29 protein-coding genes and 1 pseudogene are annotated in these 26,879 nt (G+C 66.3%); 17 read left to right on the top strand and 13 right to left on the bottom strand.

What is annotated here, in order from left to right; translation table 11 throughout:
- Both CYJ07_RS18535 and pqqA read right to left on the bottom strand, forming a co-directional pair.
- Nucleotides 1–156: pseudogene (locus CYJ07_RS18535) on the bottom strand (S-(hydroxymethyl)glutathione dehydrogenase); the annotation flags it as partial.
- 220 nt (nt 157–376) lie between these two features.
- Complete coding sequence (pqqA, locus tag CYJ07_RS18530; protein ID WP_081786101.1) at nt 377–448, bottom strand: pyrroloquinoline quinone precursor peptide PqqA; 72 nt, start codon at nt 446–448, stop codon at nt 377–379.
- Between the two features lie 330 nt (nt 449–778).
- Here pqqA and CYJ07_RS18525 point away from each other — a divergent pair, with 330 nt between their 5' ends.
- The 8 genes from CYJ07_RS18525 (at nt 779) to CYJ07_RS18490 (ending at nt 8,622) form a co-directional block, all read left to right on the top strand.
- Nucleotides 779–2,602 (top strand): methanol/ethanol family PQQ-dependent dehydrogenase, encoded by a 1,824-nt coding sequence (locus tag CYJ07_RS18525; RefSeq protein WP_104205198.1) that lies wholly within the window; start codon nt 779–781, stop codon nt 2,600–2,602.
- Nucleotides 2,603–2,705: 103 nt separating this feature from the next.
- On the top strand, nt 2,706–3,239 hold the full coding sequence (locus tag CYJ07_RS18520) for a c-type cytochrome (RefSeq protein WP_104205197.1): 534 nt from the start codon (nt 2,706–2,708) through the stop codon (nt 3,237–3,239).
- Nucleotides 3,240–3,279: 40 nt separating this feature from the next.
- Nucleotides 3,280–4,125: a substrate-binding domain-containing protein gene (locus CYJ07_RS18515; protein ID WP_197038428.1), complete on the top strand. Its 846-nt coding sequence runs from the start codon at nt 3,280–3,282 to the stop codon at nt 4,123–4,125.
- Nucleotides 4,122–4,769: a hypothetical protein gene (locus tag CYJ07_RS18510; protein ID WP_104205196.1), complete on the top strand. Its 648-nt coding sequence runs from the start codon at nt 4,122–4,124 to the stop codon at nt 4,767–4,769. The genes CYJ07_RS18515 and CYJ07_RS18510 overlap by 4 nt, the downstream gene beginning before the upstream one ends.
- Nucleotides 4,770–4,851: 82 nt before the next feature.
- A complete protein-coding gene (locus CYJ07_RS18505) occupies nt 4,852–6,063 on the top strand; it encodes an ABC transporter substrate-binding protein (RefSeq protein ID WP_104205195.1) in 1,212 nt (403 codons plus the stop codon).
- The gene (locus tag CYJ07_RS18500; protein ID WP_104205194.1) at nt 6,051–7,073 is read left to right on the top strand and encodes a PQQ-dependent catabolism-associated beta-propeller protein; all 1,023 of its coding nucleotides are present in this window, start codon (nt 6,051–6,053) and stop codon (nt 7,071–7,073) included. Before CYJ07_RS18505 ends, CYJ07_RS18500 begins: the two co-directional genes overlap by 13 nt.
- Nucleotides 7,070–7,825 carry an ABC transporter ATP-binding protein gene (locus CYJ07_RS18495; RefSeq protein WP_104205193.1) on the top strand — a complete coding sequence of 252 codons (756 nt, stop codon included), beginning with the start codon at nt 7,070–7,072 and terminating at the stop codon, nt 7,823–7,825. Before CYJ07_RS18500 ends, CYJ07_RS18495 begins: the two co-directional genes overlap by 4 nt.
- Nucleotides 7,822–8,622, top strand: a complete 801-nt coding sequence (locus tag CYJ07_RS18490) for an ABC transporter permease (protein ID WP_104205192.1) — start codon at nt 7,822–7,824, stop codon at nt 8,620–8,622. The genes CYJ07_RS18495 and CYJ07_RS18490 overlap by 4 nt, the downstream gene beginning before the upstream one ends.
- Nucleotides 8,623–8,634: 12 nt before the next feature.
- Here CYJ07_RS18490 and CYJ07_RS18485 read toward each other — a convergent pair whose 3' ends face one another.
- The 6 genes from CYJ07_RS18485 to CYJ07_RS18460 form a co-directional block, all read right to left on the bottom strand.
- On the bottom strand, nt 8,635–9,045 hold the full coding sequence (locus tag CYJ07_RS18485; RefSeq protein ID WP_104205191.1) for a c-type cytochrome: 411 nt from the start codon (nt 9,043–9,045) through the stop codon (nt 8,635–8,637).
- Nucleotides 9,046–9,051: 6 nt separating this feature from the next.
- Nucleotides 9,052–9,411, bottom strand: a complete 360-nt coding sequence (locus CYJ07_RS18480; RefSeq protein WP_104205190.1) for a hypothetical protein — start codon at nt 9,409–9,411, stop codon at nt 9,052–9,054.
- 210 nt (nt 9,412–9,621) lie between these two features.
- On the bottom strand, nt 9,622–10,002 hold the full coding sequence (locus CYJ07_RS18475; RefSeq protein ID WP_104205189.1) for a hypothetical protein: 381 nt from the start codon (nt 10,000–10,002) through the stop codon (nt 9,622–9,624).
- A gap of 79 nt (nt 10,003–10,081) precedes the next feature.
- Nucleotides 10,082–10,393: an AzlD family protein gene (locus CYJ07_RS18470; RefSeq protein WP_104205188.1), complete on the bottom strand. Its 312-nt coding sequence runs from the start codon at nt 10,391–10,393 to the stop codon at nt 10,082–10,084.
- Nucleotides 10,390–11,112, bottom strand: a complete 723-nt coding sequence (locus CYJ07_RS18465; RefSeq protein ID WP_104205187.1) for an AzlC family ABC transporter permease — start codon at nt 11,110–11,112, stop codon at nt 10,390–10,392. Before CYJ07_RS18465 ends, CYJ07_RS18470 begins: the two co-directional genes overlap by 4 nt.
- Nucleotides 11,109–12,104 carry an LLM class flavin-dependent oxidoreductase gene (locus CYJ07_RS18460; protein ID WP_104205186.1) on the bottom strand — a complete coding sequence of 332 codons (996 nt, stop codon included), beginning with the start codon at nt 12,102–12,104 and terminating at the stop codon, nt 11,109–11,111. The genes CYJ07_RS18465 and CYJ07_RS18460 overlap by 4 nt, the downstream gene beginning before the upstream one ends.
- Nucleotides 12,105–12,279: 175 nt before the next feature.
- Between CYJ07_RS18460 and CYJ07_RS18455 the strand changes: the two genes are divergently transcribed.
- The 5 genes from CYJ07_RS18455 to CYJ07_RS18435 all read left to right on the top strand — a co-directional run bounded on the left by CYJ07_RS18455 (nt 12,280) and on the right by CYJ07_RS18435 (nt 17,179).
- The gene (locus tag CYJ07_RS18455) at nt 12,280–13,914 is read left to right on the top strand and encodes a BCCT family transporter (RefSeq protein WP_104205185.1); all 1,635 of its coding nucleotides are present in this window, start codon (nt 12,280–12,282) and stop codon (nt 13,912–13,914) included.
- A 70-nt stretch (nt 13,915–13,984) separates the two neighbouring features.
- Nucleotides 13,985–14,164, top strand: coding sequence for a hypothetical protein (locus CYJ07_RS18450; RefSeq protein WP_104205184.1), 180 nt, complete (start codon nt 13,985–13,987; stop codon nt 14,162–14,164).
- Between the two features lies 1 nt (nt 14,165).
- Entirely contained in the window at nt 14,166–14,864 is a 699-nt protein-coding gene (locus tag CYJ07_RS18445) for an extensin-like domain-containing protein (protein WP_104205183.1), read from the top strand.
- Between the two features lie 78 nt (nt 14,865–14,942).
- A complete protein-coding gene (locus CYJ07_RS18440; RefSeq protein WP_104205182.1) occupies nt 14,943–15,890 on the top strand; it encodes a cobyrinic acid a,c-diamide synthase in 948 nt (315 codons plus the stop codon).
- Between the two features lie 56 nt (nt 15,891–15,946).
- Complete coding sequence (locus CYJ07_RS18435) at nt 15,947–17,179, top strand: toxic anion resistance protein (protein WP_104205181.1); 1,233 nt, start codon at nt 15,947–15,949, stop codon at nt 17,177–17,179.
- 16 nt (nt 17,180–17,195) lie between these two features.
- Here CYJ07_RS18435 and CYJ07_RS18430 read toward each other — a convergent pair whose 3' ends face one another.
- The 4 genes from CYJ07_RS18430 to CYJ07_RS18415 form a co-directional block, all read right to left on the bottom strand.
- Nucleotides 17,196–17,531, bottom strand: coding sequence for a sll1863 family stress response protein (locus tag CYJ07_RS18430; RefSeq protein ID WP_231489692.1), 336 nt, complete (start codon nt 17,529–17,531; stop codon nt 17,196–17,198).
- 67 nt (nt 17,532–17,598) lie between these two features.
- The gene (locus CYJ07_RS18425) at nt 17,599–18,864 is read right to left on the bottom strand and encodes a GGDEF domain-containing protein (protein WP_197038429.1); all 1,266 of its coding nucleotides are present in this window, start codon (nt 18,862–18,864) and stop codon (nt 17,599–17,601) included.
- The gene (locus CYJ07_RS20675; protein WP_231489691.1) at nt 18,864–20,255 is read right to left on the bottom strand and encodes a substrate-binding periplasmic protein; all 1,392 of its coding nucleotides are present in this window, start codon (nt 20,253–20,255) and stop codon (nt 18,864–18,866) included. Before CYJ07_RS20675 ends, CYJ07_RS18425 begins: the two co-directional genes overlap by 1 nt.
- 244 nt (nt 20,256–20,499) lie before the next feature.
- Entirely contained in the window at nt 20,500–21,636 is a 1,137-nt protein-coding gene (locus CYJ07_RS18415; protein WP_104205180.1) for a PQQ-dependent sugar dehydrogenase, read from the bottom strand.
- 128 nt (nt 21,637–21,764) lie between these two features.
- Between CYJ07_RS18415 and CYJ07_RS18410 the strand changes: the two genes are divergently transcribed.
- Nucleotides 21,765–23,144, top strand: a complete 1,380-nt coding sequence (locus tag CYJ07_RS18410) for an MFS transporter (protein WP_104205179.1) — start codon at nt 21,765–21,767, stop codon at nt 23,142–23,144.
- Complete coding sequence (locus CYJ07_RS18405; protein ID WP_231489690.1) at nt 23,145–23,897, top strand: sulfite exporter TauE/SafE family protein; 753 nt, start codon at nt 23,145–23,147, stop codon at nt 23,895–23,897.
- 20 nt (nt 23,898–23,917) lie between these two features.
- On the opposite strand, the gene CYJ07_RS18400 is transcribed toward CYJ07_RS18405, so the two are convergent.
- Nucleotides 23,918–25,150 carry an E22 family MetX-like putative esterase gene (locus tag CYJ07_RS18400; protein WP_104205178.1) on the bottom strand — a complete coding sequence of 411 codons (1,233 nt, stop codon included), beginning with the start codon at nt 25,148–25,150 and terminating at the stop codon, nt 23,918–23,920.
- 186 nt (nt 25,151–25,336) lie between these two features.
- On the opposite strand from CYJ07_RS18400, the gene CYJ07_RS18395 reads away from it, so the two are divergent.
- Together CYJ07_RS18395 and CYJ07_RS18390 are read left to right on the top strand one after the other, a co-directional pair.
- Nucleotides 25,337–25,867 carry a retropepsin-like aspartic protease family protein gene (locus tag CYJ07_RS18395; RefSeq protein ID WP_104205177.1) on the top strand — a complete coding sequence of 177 codons (531 nt, stop codon included), beginning with the start codon at nt 25,337–25,339 and terminating at the stop codon, nt 25,865–25,867.
- On the top strand, nt 25,864–26,853 hold the full coding sequence (locus CYJ07_RS18390) for a YihY/virulence factor BrkB family protein (RefSeq protein ID WP_104205176.1): 990 nt from the start codon (nt 25,864–25,866) through the stop codon (nt 26,851–26,853). Before CYJ07_RS18395 ends, CYJ07_RS18390 begins: the two co-directional genes overlap by 4 nt.
- The last annotated feature ends 26 nt before the right edge of the window (nt 26,854–26,879 follow it).

Here is a 26,879-nt window from a genome sequence, read left to right as displayed (position 1 = left end):
CGGGTCGGCGCCAGAGAGGGTATAGGCGTCGGTATGGCAGACGCTGGTGGCCTTGATCTGCACCAGCACCTCGCCCGCCTTGGGCGGCTCGACGTCGATCTCGGTGAGCTCGAGCGGCTTGCCCGCTTCCCAGGCAACGGCGGCGCGCGATTTCATGGCGAACTCCCTTGTTGTTGGCATGGCGGCCGTGGTCGCGGCCGGATTGGGCGACGCTACTCCAGTCTAGGTGAGCGGAGGCGAAACGATTGTGACGTGGCGACACAACAGAGTTGCCTACCGGCAACATTCCTCCAGAAAAAACGGTAGCCCAAAAAGTGACAGGCTGGCGCTCTGTGCGAGCGTCAGCCTGTCGGGTCGTGCGTCTTGCCGGGTGGGTTCAGCGGTTGGAAATATACAGCGTCACTTCGAAACCCAGGCGCAGGTCGGTATAGGCAGGCTTGGTCCACATAGGAGTTCCTCCACGTTGGTGGATTGCGGCGTTGCCCTTTCAGTTAAGCAGCTAACGGCGACCGTACCCTATCTACCTAAGTCGTAGAAGCGTCGTTCGATGCGGTCATGGTGCCAAGAACCCGCCTATGACGCGGCTTGGAAACGGATCGGAAACATTATTGCCACGTAGCAAAAGTCTTTTGACTCCCCATAAGTGACCAAATCTCTCCTCCACGGCCTGCCGACCTCCAAAGATGTGCTAGACCTTCCTTGTCAATACCTGAAACACAACTACACAAGATGTGCCCGATTCCCCAGGCACACCTTCAGTGAGACGGAGAATAACGCCATGCTTCGGGAGATCGGGTATGCCCTTACGGCCGCCGGGCTGATGGCCGCATCGGTAGCTTACGCCAACGATAACCAGCTCGAACTCCAGCAGAACCCCGAATTCTGGGCCACTCAGCTGGGCAACTATCAAGGCAATCGTTTCAGCGAACTGGATCAGGTCAATCGCGACAACGTGGGTGAGTTGCGATCGGTCTGGCAGTTCTCCACCGGCGTGCTGCGCGGACATGAGGGCGGCCCCCTCTACGTTGGTGACGGGCGTCTTTACATACACACCCCCTTCCCCAACAAGGTCTTTGCGCTCGATCTCGAGGACGAGGGGCGCGTGGTCTGGAGCTACGAACCGGACCAGGATTCGCGCGTCATTCCGGTGATGTGCTGTGACACGGTCAACCGCGGGCTGGCCTATGCCGATGGCCGTCTCTTCCTGGGTCAGGCCGACAATACCCTGATCGCCCTGGACGCCGAATCGGGCGAGCTGCTGTGGGAGGTCAGCAATGGTGATCATACCGTCGGCGAGACCAATACCATGTCGCCGCTGGTGGTGCACGACAAGGTCTTGATCGGCATCAGCGGCGGCGAGTACGGCATCCGCGGTCATATGACCGCCTACGATGTCGAGACCGGCGAGCAGGTGTGGCGCGGCTACTCCACCGGCCCCGACGACGAAGTGCTGATCGATCCTGAGACCACCACCATGCTGGGCGAACCGATCGGCGAGGCCGACCTCGGCGTCTCCACCTGGCCCGAGGGCGAGTGGGAACGGGGCGGCGGCGCCCCCTGGGGCTGGGTCACCTACGATCCCGAGCTCGACCTGATCTACTACGGCACCGGCAACCCCGGCACCTGGAACCCCGAGCAGCGCACCAAGGATGGCGAGCCGGTCGACAATAAGTGGGCCATCACCGTATTCGCGCGCGATCCCAACAACGGCGAGGTCAAGTGGGTCTACCAGAAGGTGCCCTTCGACGAGTGGGACTACGACGGGGTCAACGAGAACCAGTTGATCGACATCGAATACGAGGGCGAGCAGCGCAAGGGCCTGGCGATCATCGACCGTACCGGCTTCGGCTTCCTGCTCGATCGCGAAACCGGTGAGCTGCTGGTGGCCGAGAAGTTCGCTCCCGAGACCAACTGGGCCGATGACTACGACATGGAGACCGGTCGTCCCAACGTCAACGAGCAGTACAGCACCTACCGGCAGGGGGTAGACGTCAATACCACCGACATCTGTCCCACCGCCATGGGCGCCAAGAACATGCAGCCGACCGCCTACTCACCGCGTACCGGGCTGATATATGCCGGTATCAACCGGATCTGCATGAACTACGAGCCCTTCGAAACCGAGTACGTGGCAGGCCAGCCCTACGTCGGCGCCACCCTGACCATGATGCCGGCGCCCACGCAGGAAGGCGACATGGAAGGGCGCATGGGCAGCTTCATCGCCTGGGATCCGGTAGCCGGCGAGACCGTGTGGAAAATCGACGAGCGCTTCGCGGTATGGAGCGGGGCGCTGGCCACCGCCGGCGACCTGGCCTTCTACGGCACCCTCGAGGGCCACGTGAAGGCGGTCGACATCGAGACCGGCGAGGAGCTGTGGCGCTTCAAGACCCCCTCCGGAATCATCGGTAACGTCAACACCTTCATGCACGAGGGCAAGCAGTACCTGGCGGTGCTCTCGGGCGTCGGCGGCTGGGCCGGCATCGGTCTGGCGGCGGGCCTGGAAAACCCCGAGGACGGGTTGGGTGCGGTGAGTGCGTTCTCAGCGCTGGGGGATTACACCAAGCTCGGGGGCGTGCTGACGGTGTTCGCTCTACCGGATTGAACCGGTTCATCATCGGGCGGGTACGGCGGTGCCGTACCCGCTCCGTCCTGTCTTCCGGCGGCGTCAGTCCCGACGCGGCTGAAGCTGTAGAAGGAAGTCCTGCATGACGGTATTCGCACGTGCTTGTCGCTCTACCCTCCCCGTATTCGTCGTCGCCCTGCTGATGCTGGGATTGCCTCCGGCCGGCCTGGCCGACGAGCAACGCGCTACCGATGACGAGCAACGCACTACCGGTGAGGCGCCCGGCGCCTTCGTCGTCGAGGACGGCAAGGTCGACCCCGCCACCTACCAAGGCTATCTGGTCTATACCCGGGTCTGCATGGCCTGTCATGGTCCCGACGGATTGGGTTCCTCCTTCGCGCCCAACCTCGTGCGGGGCGCCGAGCGACTCGGCTGGGCCGATTTCGCCGGCACCATCGCCACGGGTCGCGAAGTTCAACCCGGCCAGGTAATGCCCTCCTTCGCCGACGATCCCTATGTAATGGGCAATATCCCCAATATCTACAGCTATCTGCGCGCGCGTGGCGAGGGCGGCCTGGGGCGCGGTCGCCCCAAGATCATCGAATCGATGCAAGAAACGACGGAGGATATCGAGGAGGACAACGAAGCCGCTGCAGAATCTGCGGATGGCGCCTGAGCGGCGCGTCTGCGATATCCATCCCCGGTGCGGAGGAGCCATGAGAGCCGCCTGTCGTCTGAGCTTGAACGCGGTCACCCTGGCCATGGCCCTGGGGGCAGCCGCCGTCGCCATCGCCAACCCTCCCGAACGCCTGGAACGCGAGGCCCTGCGGGTCTGTGCCGATGGCAACAACATGCCCTTCAGCAATCGGGCCGGTGAAGGATTCGAGAATCGCATCGCCGAGTTGATGGCCGACGAGATGGGGGTTCCGCTGACCTACGTCTGGGCGCCTCAGGTGATGGGCTTCGTGCGCAACACCCTGGAACTGCGCGTCTGCGACGTGATGATCGGCGTCGCCGCCGGCTACGGGTTCGTACAGAACACCAACCCCTACTATCGTTCGGTCTACGCCTTGGTGGTGCCCGAGGACTCGGATCTCGAGGTGGCGAGCCTCGGCGATGCGGCGCTGACCGGGCGCCGCATCGGCGTGGTGGCCGAGACGCCGCCGATCGTACCGCTGCGGCGCACGGGGGCGCGCATCGAGGGCTACCCGCTGATGGTCGATACTCGGGTGCGAGCGCCGGTGCGCGACGCCATCGAGGACGTCGCTGCGGGCAACACGGACGGCGCCGTGCTGTGGGGGCCGCTGGCCGGCTACTACGCCGCCCGCCAGGACCCGCCGCTCAAGGTCGTGCCGTTGGTCGACGACGACACCGGCGCGACGCTCGACTACCGCATCACCATGGGCATTCGTCATGGCGAGGCCCACTGGAAGGACTGGATCAACGACTTCATCGAGCGGCATCAGGAGGAGATCGATGCCATCCTCACCGAGTACGGCGTGCCGCTGCTCGATCGTCATGGCCAGCTGCTCGATTCCCAGGCCGGGGGAGGTGGGGCATGAGTCGCACTGATCGCCTGGCGCTGCGTCCCTTGGCGCTGGGGCTCGTCATCGGCCTGGCCTTGGTCAGCGTCGAACGGGGCGAGGCCCAGCGCGCGGCCGCGGGTCCGCCCGACTGGCCCTGCGTCCAGCGCCTGATCCCCGAGCTGGCCTGGGGCACGCTGTGGACTGGGCCGCCGTTGGACGAGCTGGAGCAGGCCTGGTGGGAGGACGAGGAGGTCGGCCGTGTCGCGCGCTTCGCCACCGCACGCTCGACCTCCGAGGAGCAAGCCCTTGAACGGGTGCGCGATTTCGTCGACTCGGTGGACGAGGAGGAAGCCGAGCGGCGCCTTACCCTGCTCTTCGCCGGGCTGTTCGAACTCACCGACCGCGAGCGCCGGCGCACCATCGAGGGGATTCGCCAAGCCTCGCGCGCCCAGATGACTCGCCTCGACACCATCTCGACGATGGTCGATGAGCTTGAGGCGCGTCGCGCCGAGGAGGGGGCCGATGAGGCGGAGATCGAACGCCTTTCCGAGGCCCTCTTCTGGGAGCAGCGCACCTTCCAGCATCGTCAGCAGGCGCTGCCGGCGATGTGCGACCAGCCCTACCTGCTCGAGGAGCGCCTGGCACGGATGGTGCGGGTGATCATGGAGGGAATGCCGTAGCCGACATGCGGTACACCCAAAGACAACGACAACGACAACGACGAGCGCGACAGCGGCAGCGCAGGCTGCCTGAGGAGCAAGCATGAAGACCTGGCCATGGGGGCTGCGCTGGCTGGCGGTGGGTGGTCTCGCCGCCGGTCTGGGGTGGCCCGCGCTGCTGCCGGCCGATACCGTCGAGACCCTGTCCGTCGGCTACATCGGCATGCAGCGTGACGACGACCTCGAGCCGCTCTCGGTGCTCGACCCGGTGCTCGACGACGAAGGGCTCCAGGGGGCTCGCCTGGGGATCAACGATAACAACGCCACGGCGCAGTTCCTGGGCCAGGAATTCGTGTTGCAAGAGGTCGAGGTCGCTCAGGGCGGCGACGTCGGCGAGGCCCTGCAGGCGCTGGTCGACGAGGGAGTCGAATGGATCGTCAGCGGTCTGCCCGCCGAGGCGCTGACCGAGGTGATGGCGCATCCCGCTCGCGGCGACCGAGCGGTCTTCAATGCCCGGGCGCCCGACGACGAACTGCGCGGCGAGGCGTGCCATCCCGACCTTTATCACACCACCCCGAGCCGGCGAATGCTGGCCGATGCCCTGGCCCAGTTTCTCGCCTTCAAGCAGTGGGACCGCTGGGTGCTGGTGTACGGCAATACCGAAGAGGACCGCATCCTGGCCGAGGTTCTGCGTGCCGCGGCGGAGCGCTACGGACACCGCATCGTGGACGACAGGATGTGGCCCCACGACCCCATGGCGCGTCGTGCCGAGGGCGGATTCCATGCCATCCAGCGAGAGATCCCGGTCTTCGTGCAGGACCTGCCCGAGCATGACGTTCTGGTAATCGCCGACGAGACCGACTATTTCGGCGAATATTTCCCCTACCAGACCTGGGCGCCACGCCCGGTGGTGGGCACTCAGGGGCTGGTCGCCACCGCCTGGCACCGAGCCCACGAGTCGTGGGGCGCAGTGCAGTTGCAGCGACGCTTCGAGGAACTCGCCGACCGCTGGATGACACCGCGCGACTTCGGCGCCTGGCTGGCGGTGCGCTCGCTGGGCGAGGCGTCGGCGCGTACCGGCTCCGTCGATCGCGATACGATCCTCGACTACATGCTCGGCGACGAGTTCGAACTCGCCGGTTACCTGGGCCTGCCGGTCAGCTACCGCACGTGGAACCACCAGCTGCGCCAGCCGATCCTGGTCACCGGGCCGCGCATGGTGGCCTCGGTGTCGCCGCAGGAGGGCTATCTGCATCCACGCACGCCGCTCGATGCACTCGGCGCCGACGAGGGGGAATCGTCATGTCGTTTCTGACGCGCAGGGGGGCGACTCGCACAGTCGCGCAGGGCCTGCTGGGGCCGGTCATGGGGGGGCTGTTCCTGGGAGGGCTGGCGCTCGTGCCGCTGACGGCTCAGGCGGAGCGCATCTTCGTCTCCAACGAGAAGGACAATACCGTCTCGGTGATCGACGGCGCGAGCCTCGAGGTGATCGAGACCATCCGGGTGGGACGCCGCCCCCGTGCGATGGCCTTCAGCAGCGATGGTAGCGAGCTGTTCGTGGCAGTGGGAGACGATGAATCCATTGACATGATCGACCTGGAGACGCTGAAGGTGGTGCGTAGCCAGTCCTCCGGGGAGGATCCCGAGGTGATTCGTGTCGACCCCAACCGACCCTACGTCTATGTCTCCAACGAGGACGACAACATCGTGTCGGTGCTCGACTACGAGCGCCGCAGCCTGGTCACCGAGATCCCGGTGGGGGTCGAGCCCGAGGGGCTCGGTATCAGCCCCGACGGGCGCTGGCTCATTTCGACCACCGAGACCTCCAACATGGCACACATCATTGATCTCGAGGCCATGGAGGCGGTGCACCATCGCCTGGTGGGCGCGCGGCCGCGGCACGTCGAGTTCACCCATGACGGCCGCGAGGCCTGGGTCTCGGCGGAGATCGCCGGCACGGTGTCGGTCCTCGACATGCAGGAGACCTTCGACATCAAGCACACCATTCGTTTCGACGTGCCCGGCGTGCCGCGGGAGACCGTGCAGGCGGTGGGCGTTGAGCTCACCTCCGACGGCCGCTACGCCTTCGTCGCGCTGGGGCCGTCCAATCGGGTGGCGGTGATCGATCAGCAGAGCTACGAGGTGCTCGATTACATCCTGGTCGGCCAGCGAGTCTGGCACCTGGCGCTGAACGCCGACGAGAGTCGCCTCTACACCACCAACGGGGTCAGCGGCGACGTCACCATGATCGAGATCGACGGCCTGCGGGCGGTGCGCTCGATCCCGGTGGGACGCTTTCCCTGGGGCGTGATCGTCGAGCCATGAGCGAGGTGCCCGGTGAAACGGCGCCTGCCCTCGAGGTCGACGGACTGAGCTTCGCCTACGACGCGAAGCCGGTGCTCGAGGCGCTCTCCCTGGCCATCGCGGCGGGGGAGTTCGTCGTCCTGCTCGGGCCCAATGGCGCGGGCAAGACCACGCTTTTTTCGCTGATCACGCGCCTCCACGATGCGCCACGCGGTGAGATCCGCATCGGCGGCTTCGATGTGCGCCGCCAGGCGGTGCAGGCGCATGCCCGCATCGGCGTGGTGTTTCAGCAGCCGACCCTCGACCCCGATCTCAGCGTGGCGCAGAACCTGGCCTACCACGGTGCCCTGCACGGCATGAGCCGCCGCGAGGCGGATTCACGCGCCGAGGCCCAGCTCGTCCGGATCGGGCTCGCCGAGCAGCGCCGCACGCGGGTGCGTCGCCTCTCCGGCGGTCAGCGGCGGCGGGTGGAGATCGCCCGTGGCCTGATGCATACGCCGCGTCTGCTGCTGCTCGACGAGCCCACCGTGGGGCTCGACATCGCATCGCGTCGCGACCTGGTCGAGCACGCCCACCAGCTCTGCGCCGAAGAGGGCGTGGCGGTGCTGTGGGCGACGCACCTGATCGACGAGGTGCGCCCCGGCGATCGGGTACTGGTGCTGCACCGCGGTCGGCTGTTGGCCGATGGCCCGGCGGATGCGCTCGGCGAACGTCTCGGCGTCGACAGCCTGGGCGAGGCGTTCGACCGGCTGGTGGGAGAGGAGCGCGCATGAGGCCGATGCCGTGGCTGCACTGTCTTCGCGGCGTGGTGGGACGCGAGCTGCTGCGCTTCCTGCATCAGCGCAGCCGCTTTCTGGCCGCGCTGGTACGCCCACTGGTGTGGCTGTTCGTGTTCGCCACCGGGTTTCGCATGGCGCTGGGCGTGGCGATGACCGAGCCCTACCAGACCTACATTCTCTACGAGGTCTACATCGTGCCGGGGCTGGTGGGCATGATCCAGCTGTTCAACGGCATGCAGAGTTCGCTGTCGATGGTTTACGACCGCGAGATGGGCAGCATGCGGGTGCTGCTGGTAAGCCCCTTTCCGCGCTGGTATCTGCTGGTCTGCAAGTTGCTGGCGAGCACCCTGGTCTCGGTGGTACAGGTCTACGTGTTTCTGGCCATCGCCTGGGTGTACGGCATCCAGGCGCCTGCGCTGGGCTATTTCTACCTGCTGCCGGCGCTGCTGGTGACCGGTTTCATGGTCGGCGCCCTGGGGCTGCTGCTCTCGTCCCTGATCCGTCAGCTGGAGAACTTTGCCGGGGTGATGAACTTCGTGATCTTCCCGATGTTCTTCCTCTCCTCGGCACTCTATCCGCTGTGGCGCATCCGCGAGGGCAGCTACCTGGTCTATCAAATCGCCGCGCTCAATCCCTTCACCCATGCCGTGGAAATGATCCGCTTCGCCCTCTACGAGCGCTTCAATGCCGAGGCGGTGACGATCAGCGTGACGGTGGCGGCGGTGCTGCTGGCGCTGGCCATTCTGGGGTATAACCCGTCGCGGGGCATGATGGCGCGCAAGGGCGGTTGAACGCTGCCCGGTTCAGTGCTCGGCGCTTTCGCTCACGAGGTAATCGATGATGCGCCCGCGCGTTCGCTCATCGAGTCCCCACAGCACCATGCGCGTCCCGGGCAGAAAGTCCTGGGGGCCGGCGAGGAAGGCGTCGAGGGTATCCCGGTTCCATATCAGATCGGCCTCGCGCAGCGCCGGTGAGTAGTCGAAGTCCGGCACGCTGCCCGCGGGGCGGCCCACCAGGCCGTGCAGGCTGGGGCCTGCCAGATGCACGCCCGACTCGATGCTGTGACATCCGACGCACTGGGCGCGGAACAGGCGCTCACCCTGGGCGCGTTCGGCGTCGGTGTCCGCCTGGGTCGGCGTGGCGATCAGCGACGCCAGCCACAGGCCGACGGCGAGACAGCGCACGGCGGAGCGGGCTACGGCGCGCGGCGGCATGAGCGCTCAGAAACAACGCAGGTTGGCATCGGCCTGGGCCCGATTCAGGGCGTCGACCTGGTCCTGCATGCCGCGTTCGGTGCGAAACAGCACGCCGAGCTCGCCGCGCTGATCCTGCATGCCCAGCACAGTCTCGACCTGCTCGTAGCTCTCGTAGGGCAGATGCTCGGCAATCACGTCGATGCTGCACGAGCATTTCTGCATGGTCAGATAGTTATTGCCGTTTGATGCCATGCAGCCGAGCACGTAATCGACACGCGCTTCGGTGGGGTAATCGTTGGCCTGGGCGGCCCAGGGCAGAGAGAGCAGCAGTGTCGCGAGGACAAGAGGGCGCGTGCACGCAGGCGCCGTCCGAAGTCGAAGCATTATTGTTGTCTCCGGAGCGTGAGTGTTCTGCTTCAACTTATGGCAGACAAGTCGTTTTTTCCACCGCGAGTGTCGGTTTATCGACCCGATGGTGAAAGCCTATTGGCCGCCGATGAAGCGAAACGATAGCGTATCGAGGTCGGCTTCGGCCGACTGTCTGCATCCCCTGCATGACATGCTTGCGACCCGCCTCCCGGCGGGTCTTTTTGCTTAATCCCGACGTTTGTCGTCCTGGACTTCGTAGTCGCCTTCGAGCAGCTCGTGCTCGCGATGTCCACGGCTGTCACGGTAGGCCGTCTCCTCGCGATAGGAGAAGTCGCCGCCGGCATCGCGGGCCTGCTCGGCGCGCATCTGCTCGAGGCGCTTTTTCATGCGGTGGCGTACGAACGGCAGCATCGCCCAGCCGACCAGCAGGAAGAACAGGCCGAGCAGGGTGCCGACGATCAGCAGCAGGCCGAACAGCAGCCAGGTGAAGATCAGCTTCAGCCCGCCGAGAGGGCCGCCCGGGGTCTGGCGGGCGCGGGAGCGCCACTGCTGGGCGGCCTGCCAGGCGGCGTTGCGGCGCGGATCGTTGGGGTCGAACATGGGCATCTCCGGTGAGGCTGCCGCGAAGCGGCATGCGGAATGGCTGTTCCTTTGAGGTTGCCTGGCAGGGATCGTTCCCCCTGACCTATGCGACCAGTCGCCACAGGGCGGCGGTGAAAATGCCGGCGGCAATGGCGGGCAGCGGCTTTTGCAATGTCAGCATCGTGCCCAGGGTGGCGAGCAGCGCCAGGCGGGCACCCCAGTCGCCTTGCACGGCCATGGGCGTGATCACCGCCACCAGTACCGAACCCGCCATGGCGTTGATGAAGCGTTCCACCCGAGGCCCGATGGGCACTCGCGACATTACGAATACGCCTCCGGCGCGGGTCAGGAAGGTGACCAGCGCCATGACCAAGATGGCGATGACGGCTCCCGCCGTCGTCGAAGGCAAGGTCATGCGGCTGCCTCCCGCTCCCCGCGCGAAGGCAGCAGCAGGCCGGCCAGGCCTCCGGCCAGCGCGCCGACGATCACGTGGGAGTGCACCGGCAGCCAGGCCATTGCCGCCAGAGCGGCCAACGCGGCGGCCGTCCACGGCAGCAGCATGGAGAGGTCGCGACGACCGCCTACCAGCATGGTCAGCAGGAAACAGCCCATGATCACGTCGAGGCCGAAGCGCTGCGGCTCCTCGATGCCGCTGCCGAAGATCACTCCCAGCAGCGTGCCCAGAACCCAGGTCAACCACAGGGCGATTCCACCACCGACCAGCATGCCAACGTTGGTTTCACCGTTTCGACGATCGGCGGCGGCCATGGCCCAGTTGGAGTCGCTCATCAGCACCAGGCTGCCGTAGCGCTGGGCTGGCGGCAGGTGCGCCAACCATGGCTGGATGGCCGCCCCCATCAGCAGGTGGCGGGCGTTGATGGCAAGGGTGGTGGCGATGAGCGGCAGCAGCGGAATCTCCGCGCCCCACAGTTCGAGGGCGGCGAACTGAGAGGCGCCGGCGAACACCAGCGCGCTCATCAGCAGCGCCTCCAGGCCGGTGAGGCCGCGTGACAGGGCGGCCACGCCGAAGGCCAGGCCGAACACCACGACGAACAGCGACAGCGGCGCCATGCGGCGTATGCCGGAGAGGATGCCGGCCCGGTCCAGGTGGGCGCCGGGAGTCGGCGCACTCATGATCGCCACACCTCGGCGACAATCTCGTAGCTGCGCAGGCGGTCCGCGCTGGCGTAGGTGTCGGTGTTGAGCATCAGCTCATCGGCGCCGGTCTGCTCGAGGAAGCTTTCGAGCCCATCGCGTACGGTATCGGGGCCGCCGATCACCGCGGCGCCCAAAAACTGCTCCACCTGGACCCGCTCCATCGGCGTCCAGTCGAGCGTCTCCACCGGCGGCAGCGAGCGGGTACGCCGACCGCGCACCATGCCGAGGAATTTCTGTCGCGTGGTCGAGGCGAGAAATTGGGCCTGCTCGTCGTTCTCGGCAGCGATCACCGGCAGGCCGACCATGGCGTAGGGGCGCTCGAGCACCGCCGAGGGGCGGAAGTTATCGCGGTAGAGCCTGAGCGCCTCGTGCAGGTAGCCGGGAGCGAACTGGGCGGCGAAGGCGAACGGCAGCCCCTCGCGGGCGGCGAGCTGGGCGCTGTAGCCACTGGAGCCGAGCAGCCAGATCGGCACCCGGGTGCCCTGGCCGGGCACGGCGTGGACGCGCTGGCCAGGCTGCACCTCGTCGAGGAAGCCCTGCAGCTCGGCGAGCAGCTCGGGGAAGTTTTCGGCACCGGCGTAGGGGTCGCGGCGCAGGGCGGCCATGGTGGCGGCGTCGGAACCGGGAGCGCGGCCGAGTCCCAGGTCGATGCGGCCCGGATACAGCGTCTCCAGGGTGCCGAACTGCTCGGCGATCACCAGCGGGGGGTGGTTGGGCAGCATGATGCCGCCGCTGCCGACGCGGATGCGCGTGGTGGCGCCGGCGAGATGGCCGATCAGCACGGCGGTAGCGGCACTGGCGATGCCGTCGAGGCTGTGGTGCTCAGCCAGCCAGTAGCGGGTGAAGCCGAGCGATTCGGTCAGCCGGGCCAGCGCCACGCTCTCGGCGAAGCTGTCGGCGATGGTGCCGTCCTGGCGGATCGGCGCCAGGTCGAGCACGGAGAGGGGAGTCCGGGGAAGTCGGGACATGGTATCGGCCCTGGTCGGATATGTTTAGCCTGCTGGGTTTCTCCAGAATCGTCTGGGAAGCGATTCGATGCAATGGTTTGTCACCCCAAGTGCCAATCGCGATAGCGGATTGTGTGCCCTCGCGGGTGGACTGATAGGATGAAGTCATTCATGGACGAAACAGAAGGAACTGTACATGGCCAACCATGGAGGGCAGCGCGTCTTTGCCGTCTCGGCGCTGATCATCGCGGCGCTGGTGGCGATAGGCGCCAGTTTTCCCGACGCTTTCGGCAGCGCGGCCGATACCGCACTTGCGGGCGTGACCCATCTGTTCGGATGGTTCTATCTGCTGTCGGTGTTCGGCTTTGTGATCTGCCTGATGTTCCTCGCGTTCAGTCGCTACGGCAAGATCCGCCTGGGCCCCCAGGACAGCACACCGAGTTTCAGCTTCTTCTCCTGGGTCAGCATGCTGCTCGCGGCGGGCTTCGGCGTGGGACTGGTGTTCTATGGCATGGCCGAGCCGATGCTGCACTATGTCGAACCGCCCTACGGCGACCTGCCGGCCGAGACCAGTGAAGCGGCGCGCTATGCCATCCAGTACAGCTACTTCAATTGGGGTGTCCACCAGTGGGCGGCCTTCTCGCTGGTGGGCTTGATCATCGCCTACTTCCAGTTTCGCAAGGGACAGGCCGGGCTGGTCTCTTCGGTGTTGTCGTCGATCGCGGCCAAGCATCCGCGCATTCGCCCCTATGCGCCGGCACTGGACGTGTTCGCGGTAGTGGCCACGGTGATGGGGGTGGCGACCTCGCTGGGGCTTGGTGTACTGCAGCTCAACGGCGGCTTCAACGCCGTGTTCGGGCTGCCCGAGAACCGGCTGTGGCAGTTCATCATCCTGTCCACCATGTTCCTTGCCTACATGGCGTCCACCTGGTCGGGCCTGGACAAAGGGATTCGGCGGCTCTCCAATCTCAACATGCTGCTGTGCATCGGACTGATGCTCTATGTGCTGGTGACCGGCCCGACGGTGGCGATTCTCGAGACCATCACCCTGGGCATCGGCGACTACCTGCAGAACTTCGTCGGCATGAGCCTGCGCATCGCCCCTTTCGGCGACAACGCCTGGGGCGCCAACTGGACGATCTTCTACTGGGCCTGGGTGATCGCCTGGTCACCCTTCGTGGGCACCTTCGTGGCGAGGGTCTCGCGCGGGCGCACCATCAAGGAGTACGTGTTCGGCGTGCTGATCGTGCCGCCGCTACTGGCCTGCCTGTGGATCGGTGTGTTCGGCGGCGCGGCATTGCACATGGAGCTCGGTGGCGACGTCGGCCTGGCGGCGGCCACCGCGGACAACATCACCGTGGCCCTGTTCGAGATGTTCGAGCGCATGCCTTTCAGTGGCGCGCTATCGATGGTGGCAATGCTGCTGATCTTCATTTTTCTGGTGACCTCGGCGGATTCGGCCTCCTACATCGTCGCCCAGATGACCGACAACGGCTCGATCAACCCACCGCTGTACAAGCGGGTGGCATGGGGTGTGCTGATCGCCGCCATCTGTTTCACTCTGATCGCCGCGGGCGGGCTGACCGGCTTGCAGTCGGCCGCCGTGCTGTCGGCGCTGCCGTTCACCTTCATCCTCTACGGCATGCTCTTCGTGCTGATGCGCGAGCTGCGCGCCGACCGCCAGGCGATGCTGACCCAGCTCTACCGCCGCCATGGCGAGACGCCGGTGGGCGCCGACGCCTTCGAGGCCGAGCTGCTGGGCGAACAGGAGCGTCTGCGGCGTGCGCCCAACGTGATCAATCGCAGGATCAATCGTCGTGAAGGCGGTTGATGCAAGCAGCAGTGGTCAGGCGACGGCGCAAGCCGTAAGCTCAGCGGAAATGGGGAACCGGATCGCTACCATGTCTCTGATCGGCTCGGGCCGCGGCCCGATTCCGCGTGGCGCCACCCGCCGACGCCAGCCGCCGCGACGGCGTCCCGGCGGCTTCGATCGCTGGCTCGACCGTGCGGTCGACATCGCCGTGATCACGGCCCTGCTGGTGGGGGGCGTGGCGCTGGCCTTGCACCTCTGGCTGAGCTGACGTGCGGTCCTTAGCGTTCGTGCTGCTCGTGCCGCTATTCGCGACCCTGACCTGGTGGGGCTACGGGGAGCGCATCCCGCGCCACTGGCACCCATGGCAACCCCTAGCCTTGGACGATCCCCTGACGCCCGTGACGCGCTGGAAGCTGCGGCGCCTGGACGACGACCCGGAGGGCTGTCTGGCGGCGCTAGGCACCGCCCCCGGCGATGAACTTCGCATCACGCCGCTGGAGGATCACGAGCCGGTGGCCGGCTGTCCACTCGAGAACGTGGTGCGTGTTCAGCGCGCCGGCGTGACGTTCAATGCCAGCTTCGTGGCTTCCTGCCCGTTGGCCCTGGCCTGGGCTCTCTACGAGCGACATCGCCTGCAGCCGACAGCCGAGGCGCATTTCGGTTCGCGCGTGTCCCGCGTGGATCACTACGGCAGCTTCGCCTGTCGCGCGGTCAACGGGCGCGAGGACGAGCGCCAGAGCGAGCATGCCACCGCCGAGGCGCTGGACGTGGCGACGTTTCACCTGGCCGATGGCCGCGAGGTGTCGCTGCGGCGCCACTGGGACGACGAGGGGACACGCGGCGATTTTCTGCGCGCCGCCCGCGACGGCGCCTGCGACCTGTTCGGCAACGTGCTCGGCCCCGACTACAACCAGGCCCACGCCGACCATTTCCACTTCGGCATGCGCAGCTTCGGCCTGTGTCGCTGAGTCGCGTAGGGCTCGCTTGCCACCGCGCGCACCCGTACACTCAAGGCATTACTCTCAGGTCGCTGAGTCACGAGGCTTATGCTGGGATTTCTGCAGGGATTCGCATACGGACTGTTCGTTACCTGCCTGCCATGGTGCCTGGTTGGCCTGGCCAACCCGCGCCTGGCACTGCCCACCGACAATCCCACCCGTTTCCAAGTGCTGTTCCGCTACTGCCTGCTGGTGCCTTTCATCAGCACGGTGCTGTGGTTGACTTCGCTGTGGGGAGGCTTCGGGCCGAGCCTGGGCGGTTGGCTGGCGGGGCTGGTGGCGGTGGGGGTGTCGCTCCCGGTCGAACGGGGCTGGCGCCGCTGGCGCGCACGGCGGCATCAGCGCCGGCTGCGGGAGCGCCTCGAAGCCGAGGCCGAGCGCCGTCGCGCCGAGCGCGAGCATGAAGCGCGCGAGGCGGGCGTGGCGGAACTCGACCCGGCGCACCCGCCGGCGGACGCCGACGACCTGATCCTGGCGCTGTGCCGGGCCAAGCAGGCGCTGCTCGAGGCGCGCCGCCCGGATCTGGCGACTCAGGTCGACCGTTGCTACACCCGCTACTGCCATGTCATGACGGTGCTCGGCGCCCGCTTCGATCGCAGCGAGCTGGCCTACGAGCGCTCGCAGGGGCTGGTCAGGGAGGTATGTCTCGGTGTAGTGGATACCTTCACTTCCATGGCGGCCCAGGCGCGCGGCGTGATGGGGCTGGACGAAGCCTACGTGCGGCGCCGGCTGGAGCAGGAAGGAAGCCAGCTGGCAATCGAGGAGCGCATCGCCCTCAAGCGTCGCCTCGAGCTGATCGAGGATACCGACAAGCGCCTGCGGCGGCTGGCGGCGCGCAACGAGTCGGCCCTCACCCTGCTCGACGATGCCGCGGTGGCGCTGGCGCGGGTCGAGACGGGACGTCCCCAGGCATCGCTGGCGACCGATCAGGCGCTGGAGGAGTTGCGGCGCTTCATCGGCCGGGCGGAGCGATACAGTCGCAGTGACCGGCGCTGATGCGCCGGCTCGACTATGGCTTAATGTCAGCAAAGCGTTGTGAAGGGGAGACGAACATGAACCAGCCATCCGAACGTGGCTCGCCCCTCTCGCTGCCGCCGGTGGAGGAGATCGCCAGGGAGCTGGAGGAGATCGCTCCCGAGCCGGTGGAAAGCGCGGAGGTCGAGATCGACGATCCCGAACTCGAGACGATGGCCGATCGCTTCGTCGAGGAGGTGCTGGCCAGCGGCGATGGCGCCGCGCTCGATCGCCAGCGGCGCGCGGTGGACGAGATGGGGCTCGAATTGCAGCAGCAGGCCGCCCACCACAGCGAAATGCTGCAGACACCGCTGCGCAAGCTGGCGCATCAGGGCGACGAGGGCGGGCCGGTGGCCAAGGCGCTGATCGACCTGCGCGGCCGCATGCAGGAGCTCGATCCCCAGCAGCACCGGCTGGCGTCGGGCCCGCTGGATCGGTTGCTGGCCCGCATACCCGGTGCCGGCAGCCGCATGCAGCGCTACTTCCGCAAGTTCGAGAACGCCCAGCAGGCGCTGGACGCCATCATCGCCGACCTGGAGTCGGGGCGGGACATGCTGTATCGCGACAACATCACCCTCAACGACGATCAGGAGAGCCTGCGGGAGCTGCTCGGTAGGCTGCAGCGCCAGATCGACCTGGGCCGGCTGATCGACCGGCGCCTGGGGCAGGCGCTGACGCGACTGGGCGACGACCACCCGCAGCGCGCCTTCATCGAGGAGGAGCTGCTCTTCCCTCTGCGCCAGCGCATCGTCGACCTGCAGCAGCAGTTGGCGGTAAGCCAGCAGGGCGTGCTGGCGCTGGAAGTGATCATCCGCAATAACCGCGAGCTGATGCGTGGCGTCGATCGTGCAATCCACGTCACCGTATCGGCGCTGACCGTGGCGGTGGCGGTCGCCCTGGCGCTGGCCAATCAGCGGCTGGTGCTCGATCGCGTCGAATCACTCAACACCACCACCTCGGAAATGATCGCGGGGACGGCCAAGGCGCTGCGTCAGCAGGGCGTGGAGATTCAGACCCGCGCGGCCTCGGCGCAGCTCGACATGCAGGCGCTGGAGCAGGCGTTCGGCGATGTGATGGGAGCGATCGACGATCTTTCGCGCTATCGGCAGGAGGCGCTTCCGCGCCTCGACGCCCAGATCGACCGGCTGGCAGTGCTGGCGCGCCAGGGCAGCGGTGCGATCGAGAAGCTGCAGCGCGGCAGCGAGGTGCATCCCGACAACGAAAGCCCTGTGTCGCGGGACGAGGACGACAGCGAGCGACAGCGGGGCTGAGCCGACCGGATGGGGCCTAGGGCGAGCCTCCCGAAGAGCGACGCCTCGGGCCGTCATCGCCACGATCCGGAGCATGAGCGTAGGCATCGCGCAGCGCCTTGCGCATCAGTTCCCAGGCGTCCTCCAGCCCCTCCTGCAGGGATTCCCAGGCCGCTTCGCTAGCGAACTGCAACACCTCCAGGCGCCGCCGGGTCTCGTCCCGGCGCCGCATCAGCCGCTCGATATCCTCGTGATAGCGGGTCTGGGCCTCGGCCCCGGCTCGCCGCGCCTTGGCGGCCAGCTCGTCGATCTCGACATTCCATTCGTCCAGTTGAGCCTTCATCCGCTCGACGAACTCATCGCGTCTGCTCATGGTGGGTGCCTCTGGCTGGGACTTACCTATCGAGTCTACGCGTACCCGGAGGTTCCTGCCCAGAATCTCAGCTGTGCGAGGCCACCTGATCGCGTCCCTGATGCTTGGCGCGGTAGAGCTGGCTGTCGGCCTGGGCCAGCAGCGCCTCGCGATTGCTCCTGCCGTCGGCGGGAAAGGCGCTGGCCACGCCGAGGCTGGCCGTGACCCGCCCGGCCTGGGTGGAGTGGGCATGCGGAATGTTCAGGTCGTGGATCGCCCGGCGAATGCGATCGGCGACCTGTCGGGCGCCCTCCAGGTCGGTGTCGGGCAGTACGCAGACGAACTCCTCGCCGCCGTAGCGGGCCACCAGATCCGAGGCGCGGTTGACCACCCGCGTCAATGCTTCGGCCATGGCGCGCAGGGTGTCGTCGCCGGCCACGTGACCGTAGTGATCGTTGAACTCCTTGAAGTGATCGATATCGAGGAAGATCACCGACAGTGGGTGGCCGCAGCGATGGGCGCGCTGCCACTCCTGGGCCAGGAAGTCGTCGAAGCGGCGACGATTGGCGATGCCGGTCAGCCCGTCCATGGTGGATATCTGGTGGAGCCGGTCGCGCTGCTCGAGCCCTTGCTGGAAAGCGTTGAGCAGCTCATCGAGGCTCTCCACCAGGTGCCCCAGTTCGTCGTTGGCGTGGCCGCCCATGGCGGGCTTCGGCCAGCGCCCGGGCTGGCGCGGGTCGGCGTTGACGATGGCATCGTGCACCTGGAGCAACGGCCGGGTGATGTAGGCGTGAAACGCGACGGCCAGGAGGGCGGCAATGGCCAGCGCCTTGACGACGCCCAGCGAGAAGATCAGCAGGCTGCGTTCGGTGAAGTCGCGGCCCAGGCTATCCAGCGCCAGCGTGAGCTCCAGCTCGCCCACCGGCTCGGACAATGAGCCGCTTCCGGTGTGGTATTCGAGGAGTTCGACATAGTGGAGAATGTCGCCGAACAGGGCCCGGGTCAGCCAGCCGGAAGGCGCCTCGTACTCCCGGTAGCGTTCCGCCATGATGCGTCCGAAGTCGTCGCGCAGGATGACGCTGGCCACCCGTCCGCCGCCGAACAGCCCCTCGATGACCTGGTTGGCCAGGTCCGGATTGAGCTGGAAGGCGGCCTCGGCGGCGGTGCCGTCGACCAGCTCCAGACGATATTGCGTCTGGTGAACGATTTCCTGGCGCATCTTGCGTGCGTCCAGGGCGAGCTCGATGGCTCCGGCCAGGACACTGAGCAGCAGGGCTATGGCAAGGGTAAGCAGCGCCTGCTTGGCCGTCAGGCTGCGGCTGTGAGACTGACGGCCCACGCCGCCAAGACGCATCACGGCGTGCTCTCGGCGCCGTTACGCGCGGGTTGCGTGGCGGCCTGAGCAGCCAGCTGGCGATCGAGAGCCGCCTGCAGTCGGGCAATGAAGGGGTCGGGGACCGAAGGGTGACAGGCGAGATAGAGCTCGACCTCCTGAAAATCGAACAGGCGGTGCAGTTCCACGCCGGCCTCCTCGGCGAGAAATTCGGCGGTCTGCTCTCCCGTCACCCAGACATCGATCATGCCGGCTCGCAGGCGGCCGATGTTCTCACGTTCGGCGCTGGACACCACGATCGGCACCCCGCGGCCGGCAACGAACTGGCCCACCGCATCTTCGCGGAAGCTGCCGACGCGTAGTTTCGTCAGCTCGGCAAGCGAGGCGGCTTCGACGGCGGAGTCGGCCAGCGCGTAAGCGGCCCAGGTGCTGGATACCAGCGGGCCGACCCAGGTGAACAGCGGCTCGCGTTCGGGGGTTCGGGTGGTGGAGTAGACGCAGTGGCGTTCGCGCAGTTGGGCCTCGGTATAGGCGCGGGCCCAGGGCAGCAGGCGGAAGTCGGCGCTGAGTTCGGCATCGTCAAGCGCCGCTCGCAGCAGTTCGGTCGAGTGGCCGGTGACCGTGCCGTCGGTATCCTCGTAGTTGAAGGGCGGGTACTCCTCGGTATTGAAGGCGATGGTACCGCCGAGGAGCTCGCCGATGACGCCCTGCTGACGCAGACGATCCAGTGCCGCCTGCATGCGTTCGACCAGGCTTGGGTCGGTATCGCGATGCAGGGCGTAGTAGAGATCCGATTCGCTGATGGTCAGTACCGGCATGTAGTCGGTGATGGGCAGATCGTGTTCCTGCATCAGCCAGAACGCCACGTCCTCGCCGTAGGCCCACAGGTCGACCCTTCCTCGTTCCAGCATGCGCAGGGCGCTGACGTTCGACATCGCCATCTGCACCTGCTCGGGCGGTACGCCGGCCTCCTGCAAGCGCTGGGCGCCGACATCCTCGCGAATCGCGGCGATGCGATAATCGCCTTCGATCACCTCCTGGATGTCCTGCAACTGGATGCCGCTGTCGCGCCGGGCGATCAGCGTCACCCGGTTGGTGGCAATAGGTCCCACCCATTGAAACAACGCTTCGCGCTGCTCGGTACGGGTGGTCGAGAATAGCACCGTGCCGGGCTCGGAGAGAGCCGTATCGTAGCCGCGGGCCCAGGGCAGGTAGAGAATGTCGCGGCGAGACAACGCGGTGCCGGTCTCCTCGAAAATCCGCTCGAGTATCTCGACGGAGATGCCTTCGAGGCGCGTATCGCCCTGGTAGTTATAGGGCGGATACTCCTCGGTGATGAAGGTCAGGCCTTCCAGGCCGGCCACTGCCGGGAGCGGCAGAGCCAGGAGCCATAGCGTTAACCACTTTTTCATGCGCCCCGAGTCCCTTTCCAGCTTGTTATTCTTGCCATCACTCACGCGCGTGGCATACCTCGTCGCACGCTACCTGGCCCTGGTCCGCCAGCGCGACTCCCCTCAAGAGAGCCGGCCGAGGCGGACAAAACATAACTTAGGTTAACCTCGATAATGCCCGGGGGAAGGACAGAAGTGAAGAAGGCGTGTTCACGCCAAGGGAACGCTGCCCCGGCCCGCCGTCCCCAGGCGGCCCGGGACGGGGTCATTCGACTGGCTCGAGTCGATGCAGAGCGCCATCCGAGCCGCCGGTGAGAATATAGAGATAGCCGTCGGGGCCCAGGCGAACGTCGCGAACCGGTCCGATCGATTCCGTCAGCAGTGGCTCCACCTCGACGATTTCCCCCCCCGACACATCGAGACGATAGAGTTTCTCGCTCTCCTGGCCGCCGACGATGAGATCCCCGTCCCACTGGGGATAGCGCTCGCCGCGGACCAGGGCCAGGCCGGTGGGATCGATGGGATCCTCGAAGCGATGGATGGGCTTGACCAGCGATTTGTCGGTAAGCAGCGAGCTGCTGGAGACCTCTTCCAGAATGCCGCGGGTACCGGCTTCCTCGCCCAGGGTGAGTTCGGGCCAGCCATGGTTCTCGCCCGGCTCGATCCGGTTCAGCTCGTCGTTGCCGTCGGGTCGCGCCTCGACGGCCCAGACGTCGCCGCTTTCGGGGTCGGTGGCGATGCCCTGCACCTCGCGGTGACCCCAAGAATAGATTCGTGGCAGATAGCCGGCCTCCTGAAACAGGGGGTTGTCCTCGGGTGCCAGGCCCGCCGGGTCCATGCGCAGAATCGAACCGGCATGGTCCTCGGTGTCCTGGGCCCGTTCCGGGCTGCCACGGTCGCCAATGCTCATCAGCAGGGTGTTGTCCTCCAGCCAGGCCAGGCGTGATCCGTGCCGCCAGCCGGGTTCCGAAGGGCGATTCTCCTTGAATAGCTCCTCTACATTGACCAACTGATCTCCGGCGAGGCGGCCCCGGGCCAGCGTCGTAGCGGTGGCGTCGGCGTCGCCGTTGGCATAGGTGAAGTAGAGCCAGCCGGTGTCGGGAAAGTCGGGAGAGGCGATGATGTCGTGGAGGCCGCCCTCGTCGTTGGCGTACATCGATGGCAGTCCGCCGACCTCCTGCCGTTTGCCGTTGTAGACGCTCACGAGGCGACCGAAGTGCTCGGTTATTAGATAGAGTTCCCCCGGGAGCACGGCCAGCCCCCAGGGTTCGTCGAAATCCTCGGCGATCGTGACCAGGCGCAGCTCCTGGTGTTCGGTGCTCACGCTCTCTTCTTCGGCGAACGCAGCCGCGGTGAAAGCGGCCAGCGTCAGCAGGGATATGCCACTCCAGCGATGTTTCATTGCTTACCTCCGGTTGCGAGTGCCCTTACCAGTGTAGTGAAAGCTCGGAGCACGTCATTTCGTCAACGGATACCTGCTAGGCTAGGCGCTTTCGTGCAAGTCTCGCAGGGAAAGGAGGCGAGGAGCAGATGAGCGTGATTCCGGTGGTGGGGGAGACGTCGTCCAGACAGCGGGCGTCGAAGAAGGAGATCCTGGGCTGGGCAATGTTCGACTTCGCCAACCAGGCCTATACGCTGCTGATCATCACGGTGGTCTTCGGCGAACTGTTCACCACCGTCATCGTTGGCGACCGCGACGATGGCTATCGCCTGGCCAACCTGCTGTGGAGCGTGGCGCTGGCCACGAGCTACCTGCTGGTGGTCGTCACCGGCCCGCTATGCGGTGCGATCATGGACTACCGGGCGGCCAAGAAGCGCTTCCTGTTCGTGAGCTACGTGGTCACCGTAGTGGCCACTGCGCTGCTCTACTTCGTGGCGCCGGGTTACATCATGCTGGGGCTACTGCTGCTCGTGGTGTCTAACTACGCCTACTCCATGGGTGAATCGTTCATCGCCGCCTTCCTGCCCGACCTGGGCCCGCCGGAGGATCTCGGCAAGATATCCGGCTTCGGCTGGGCGCTGGGCTACGTGGGCGGCCTTTGCGCCGCGGGGTTCACCTTGGTGGCGCTGGGCGAAGCCACGGCGGAGAACTTCGAACGCATCCGCTGGGTGGGCCCGTTCGCCGCGGCGTTCTTCCTCGTCACCGCGATTCCCACCTTCCTCTGGGTCAAGGAGCGCGGCACGCCACAGCCGCATGCCATGACCTATCGCCAGATCGCCTGGCAGCGGGTCGCCACCACACTGCACGAGCTGAGACGCTTCCGCGACCTCGGCATCTTCCTGGTGTCGCTACTGTTCTCCATGGCCGGGGTCTACATCATCATTGCTTTCGCCTTCATCTATGGTGCCCAGGTGATCGGCTGGGACGAGTCGGTCCGCAACGTCATGTTCATCATCGTGCAGATCACCGCGGCGGCGGGGGCACTGGGCTTCGGCTTCCTCCAGGACCGTATCGGCACCAAGTTCACCTATCAGCTGACACTGCTGCTTTGGGTGGCGGCGGTCGTCGCCATCTGGGCCACGCCCGAGGTCACCGCCTTCCTCAACGGCGCCTTCGGCCTCGGCTGGGAGGCACAGCACCTGTTCCTGGTGGTGGGGTGTCTGGCGGGGCTGTCGCTGGGGTCGAGCCAGTCGGCCAGCCGCGCCTTGGTCGGGCTCTTCTCGCCGACGCGCAAGGCCGCCGAATTCTTCGGTTTCTGGGGATTGGCCAACAAGCTCGCCGGGGTGATCGGCATCATCGGTCTGGGACTGCTGCAGTCGGTGGTGGGGCTGCAGGGTTCGATCCTGCTGTGCGTGGGATTGTTCGTCGTTGCCATCCTGATCTGCCTGGCCGTGGACCAGGCGCGTGGCCAGCAGGCGGCAAGCGACTGGGAGAGACGCAACGGCGAAGTGCCGCAGGGAGATGGCTGAGTGGCAGCGTCCGACCTGCTGCTGTTGGGGCTGGTGACGGCAACCTTCCTGCTGGCCGGGATGGTCAAGGGCGTTATCGGCATGGGCATGCCGACGGTTTCGCTGGCCCTGCTGACGGCGACCGTGGGCCTGCCATCGGCGATGGCGCTGCTGTTGGCGCCGACCATTGTCACCAACGTCTGGCAAGCGTTGGTGGGCGGTTATCTGACGGCGATCCTGCGTCGCCTGTGGGGCTTTCTGTTGGCCTCGGTGGTGACCGTATGGCTGGGCGTCACCATCCTGGCGAGGGCCGAAGTGCGCTGGCTCTCGGCACTGCTGGGTGTGCTGATCGCCTTCTACGCGCTATCCGGTCTGCTGCGCCTGGAGATCGGCAGGGTCGTCGCTCGCGGGCGTCATGCCGGGCCTATCAACGGCGGTCTGACCGGTTTGCTCACCGGCATGACCGGCTCCTCGGTGTTTCCCGGCGTGGCTTATCTGCAGGCGCTGGATCTGCCGCGCGACATGCTGATCCAAGCCATGGGCGTGCTGTTCGTGGCCACGACCACGGCACTGGGCCTCGCCATGGGCGGGCAGCGCCTGCTCAGCGTCGAACTGGCGGGGCTTTCTCTGGCGGCGGTGGTACCGGCACTGATCGGCATGCAGCTAGGTCAGCGCCTGCGTCGCCGGCTATCAGAGACGACCTTCCGGCGCGTCTTTCTCAGCGGGCTGCTGGCCATGGGGGGGTATCTGCTGCTGCGGTCGCTGCTGGGGTGAGCCGGCAGCGACCTTACGGCTCACTCGGCCAGGAAGTCGCGAATCCGGTCGCCGGCTTGCTGGATGGCGAGCACGCCGTCGAGATGACCGCGGTTGCCCGCCAACGTGACCTGCTCGACCGGGGTGCCGCCGGCCTCGATCATGTCGGCAGTCTCGCGCACGCTCTCGGGGGCGAAGACCAGATCGTCCTCGCTGTAGAGCATCAGCGTGGGAGCATCGATGCGCGCCAGGCCCTCCTCCAGGCTCTCGCCGTGACCGGTGAGAAACGCCTGGTTGGCCTTGACCAGGTAGAGGAGATGGTTGGCGTCGGCGACCTCGGCGCGTGCGGCGGCGATGTCGTCGAGGGTCTGCTCGATGGCATAGCGCGCGTCGAGGTCGCGGGCCGGATCGGCCTGCTCGTCGGCCCAGCTGCGGTCGAAGGTCTCGTTGGCCCATTGCCAATGATTGGCATTGAGCGTGACCAGCTTGAGCGACTCGCGCAGGCCGTCCAGCGGCGGCTCGCCGTCGTAGTAGTCGCCGTCGTTCCAGTTGGCGTCGAGACGGATGGGGGCGGCCCAGGCGCTCAGGGTAGCGAGCAGCCAGGGGTCGGCCGCCCCCGCGCCGATGACAGGTATCAGTCGCTCGACGCGCTCGGGATAGGCGCTGGCCCATTCGTAGGCTTGTAGCGCGCCCATGGAGGCGCCCATTACCGCATGCAGGCGTTCGATACCCTGGCTCTCGAGCAGCGCCTTCTGCACCTCGACGAAGTCGCGGATGGTGACCAGCGGGAAGTCCGTGCCCCAGGGTTCGCCGGTGTCGGGGTGGGGCGTGGCCGGCCCGGTGGTGATCACGTTGGGGTCGTGGGCGTTGAGGTTGACCAGGGTATCCGAGGCGATGATGTAGTACTCGTCGGTATCGAGCGGCTTGCCGGGGCCGATGATGGCGTCCCAGTAGCCGGGCGCCGGATCGTCCTCGGCGTAGCGGCCGGCGGCATGACTGGTACCGGAGAAGAAATGGGTGATCAGGATGGCGTTGTCCTTTGCCTCGTTGAGTGTGCCGTAGGCTTCCCAGCCGATGCGTACCGGGCCGATGGCTTCACCCCCGGTGGTGGTGTACTCGGGCATCTCGAAGACCTGCTTCTCCACCTGGCCGTCCCAGGCCGTTGCCGCAGTGACGGCCAACATGAGCGCACCGGCCACTACGAGGCCGGCAAACCGTCCATGATTGACGTGAAGCGTGTCGGGGGTGCGCGATGATGCGTTGCTGTCGTGCATGTGGCTATCCTTGTTGTTGTCGAGGTGGCTGTGAGCGTCGCTTGGAAGAGAGCGGTCGGCGACAGCCGAAACGTCCGGTCATGCGCCTTGAAGGGGCGGTGCGCCAAACGGTATTGGCGTCCTCAGTAAAGTCAGCGCCATCATAGGTGTCAAAGCGCGGGCCTGCCCGCTGAAACGGGAGGGTCGATGAGCCGAGAGCATGGGTCGGTCCGAGGGGCCGGAATAGGCATGATGCTGCTGTTTTGGGTGTCGTTCATTGCCGTTGGCAGCTGGTGGTTTCATGGCTATCTCGAGACCCAGCGCAATCCCAACGCACAGCTAATCACTACCGCCGGCGAGCCGCTCGTGCTCAAGCGTAACCGGGCGGGACACTTCGTCGCTTCGGGGCGCATCAATGACGAACCGGTGGAATTCCTGCTGGACACAGGAGCCACCTACGTCGCCGTGCCCACCGAGCTTGCCGAGCGGCTGGCGCTCGAGCCGGTGGGCTCGGCCTGGTTCCATACGGCCAACGGTCGCGTGCGCGGCGACCTGACCTGGCTCGACGAGGTCAGCCTCGGAGGCTTCACTGCCTCCGAGGTGCGTGGTTCCATCAGCCCGGGCCTCGAAGGCGACGTGGTCTTGCTGGGCATGAGCTTTCTGAACCGCTTCGATATCGAGATACGCGATACGCAGATGGTGCTGAGGCCGGCACAGCGACAACAGGGAACGCCATGACGAGATTTCTTCGCGGTCGACGTGCCGCCAAGCCGAGCCAGATTCCCGGGCCCGGTTGGCTGGACGTCGCCTGGCGAGTCGTGAAGGCGGCATCGGAGGATCGGGTCGGCATGCTGGCGGCCGCGATCGCCTTTTATGCTCTGCTCTCGCTATTTCCCGCCATCGGTGCGGTCATCTCGCTGTGGGCGCTGGCGCTCGATCCGCAGGAGATGGCCCGGCAGATCGGCGAGCTGAGCCGATTGATTCCCCCGGGCGGGGCTAGGCTCATCAACGAGCAGGCCCGGGAGGTCGGCGAGAACACCGACAGGGGGCTTAGCCTGACCGCGCTGCTGAGCCTGGTGGTGGCGATCTTTCTCGCCTCGAAGGGGGTACGCGGGCTGATGGTCGGCCTCAACGTGGTCTACGGCGAAGGGGAAAAGCGCGGCTGGTTCAAGCGTTTGCTGGTCGTAGCCGCATTGACGGTCGGACTGGTCGTGATGTCGGCGGTGGCGACCAGCTTCATCGCCCTGTTCCCGCTGGCCGTCGAGTGGTTGGCGCTGGACCCCGATCTGATCACGCTGATCACCTGGCTTCGCTGGCCGGCGCTGCTGCTCATGATGATGTTCGTCATCGCCGTGCTCTATCGCTTCGGCCCCTATCGCCGCTCACCGCGCTGGCAGTGGGTCAGCGTGGGTACGGTGGTCGCGACGCTGATGTGGCTGGTTGGCTCCGGAGGGCTGTCACTCTACGTCAGCCAGTTCGCCCGGATGGACGAGCTCTACGGTTCGCTGGGGGCGGTGGTGGTGCTGATGCTGTGGTTCTGGCTTTCCTCGTTCGTCGTGTTGCTGGGCGCCGAGATCAACGCTGAAATGGAGCGCCAGACCCGGCGCGACACCACGACAGGCGAGGAGCGGCCGAAGGGGGAGCGCGGCGCCTATGCCGCCGACACTGTGGGGGCGCCGCGTCCCGAAGGGTATCGCCAGCGCCAACAAGAAGAGCGCTCGTGAACTTGATTCCGCGGCGAGCGTTCGCT

It is taken from the genome of Billgrantia saliphila, from assembly GCF_002930105.1.
In the GTDB taxonomy this organism is placed as follows: Bacteria; Pseudomonadota; Gammaproteobacteria; order Pseudomonadales; family Halomonadaceae; genus Halomonas; species Halomonas saliphila.
The sequence above is the reverse complement of the archived record's forward strand: the minus strand, read 5'-3'. Positions and strand labels throughout refer to the sequence as shown.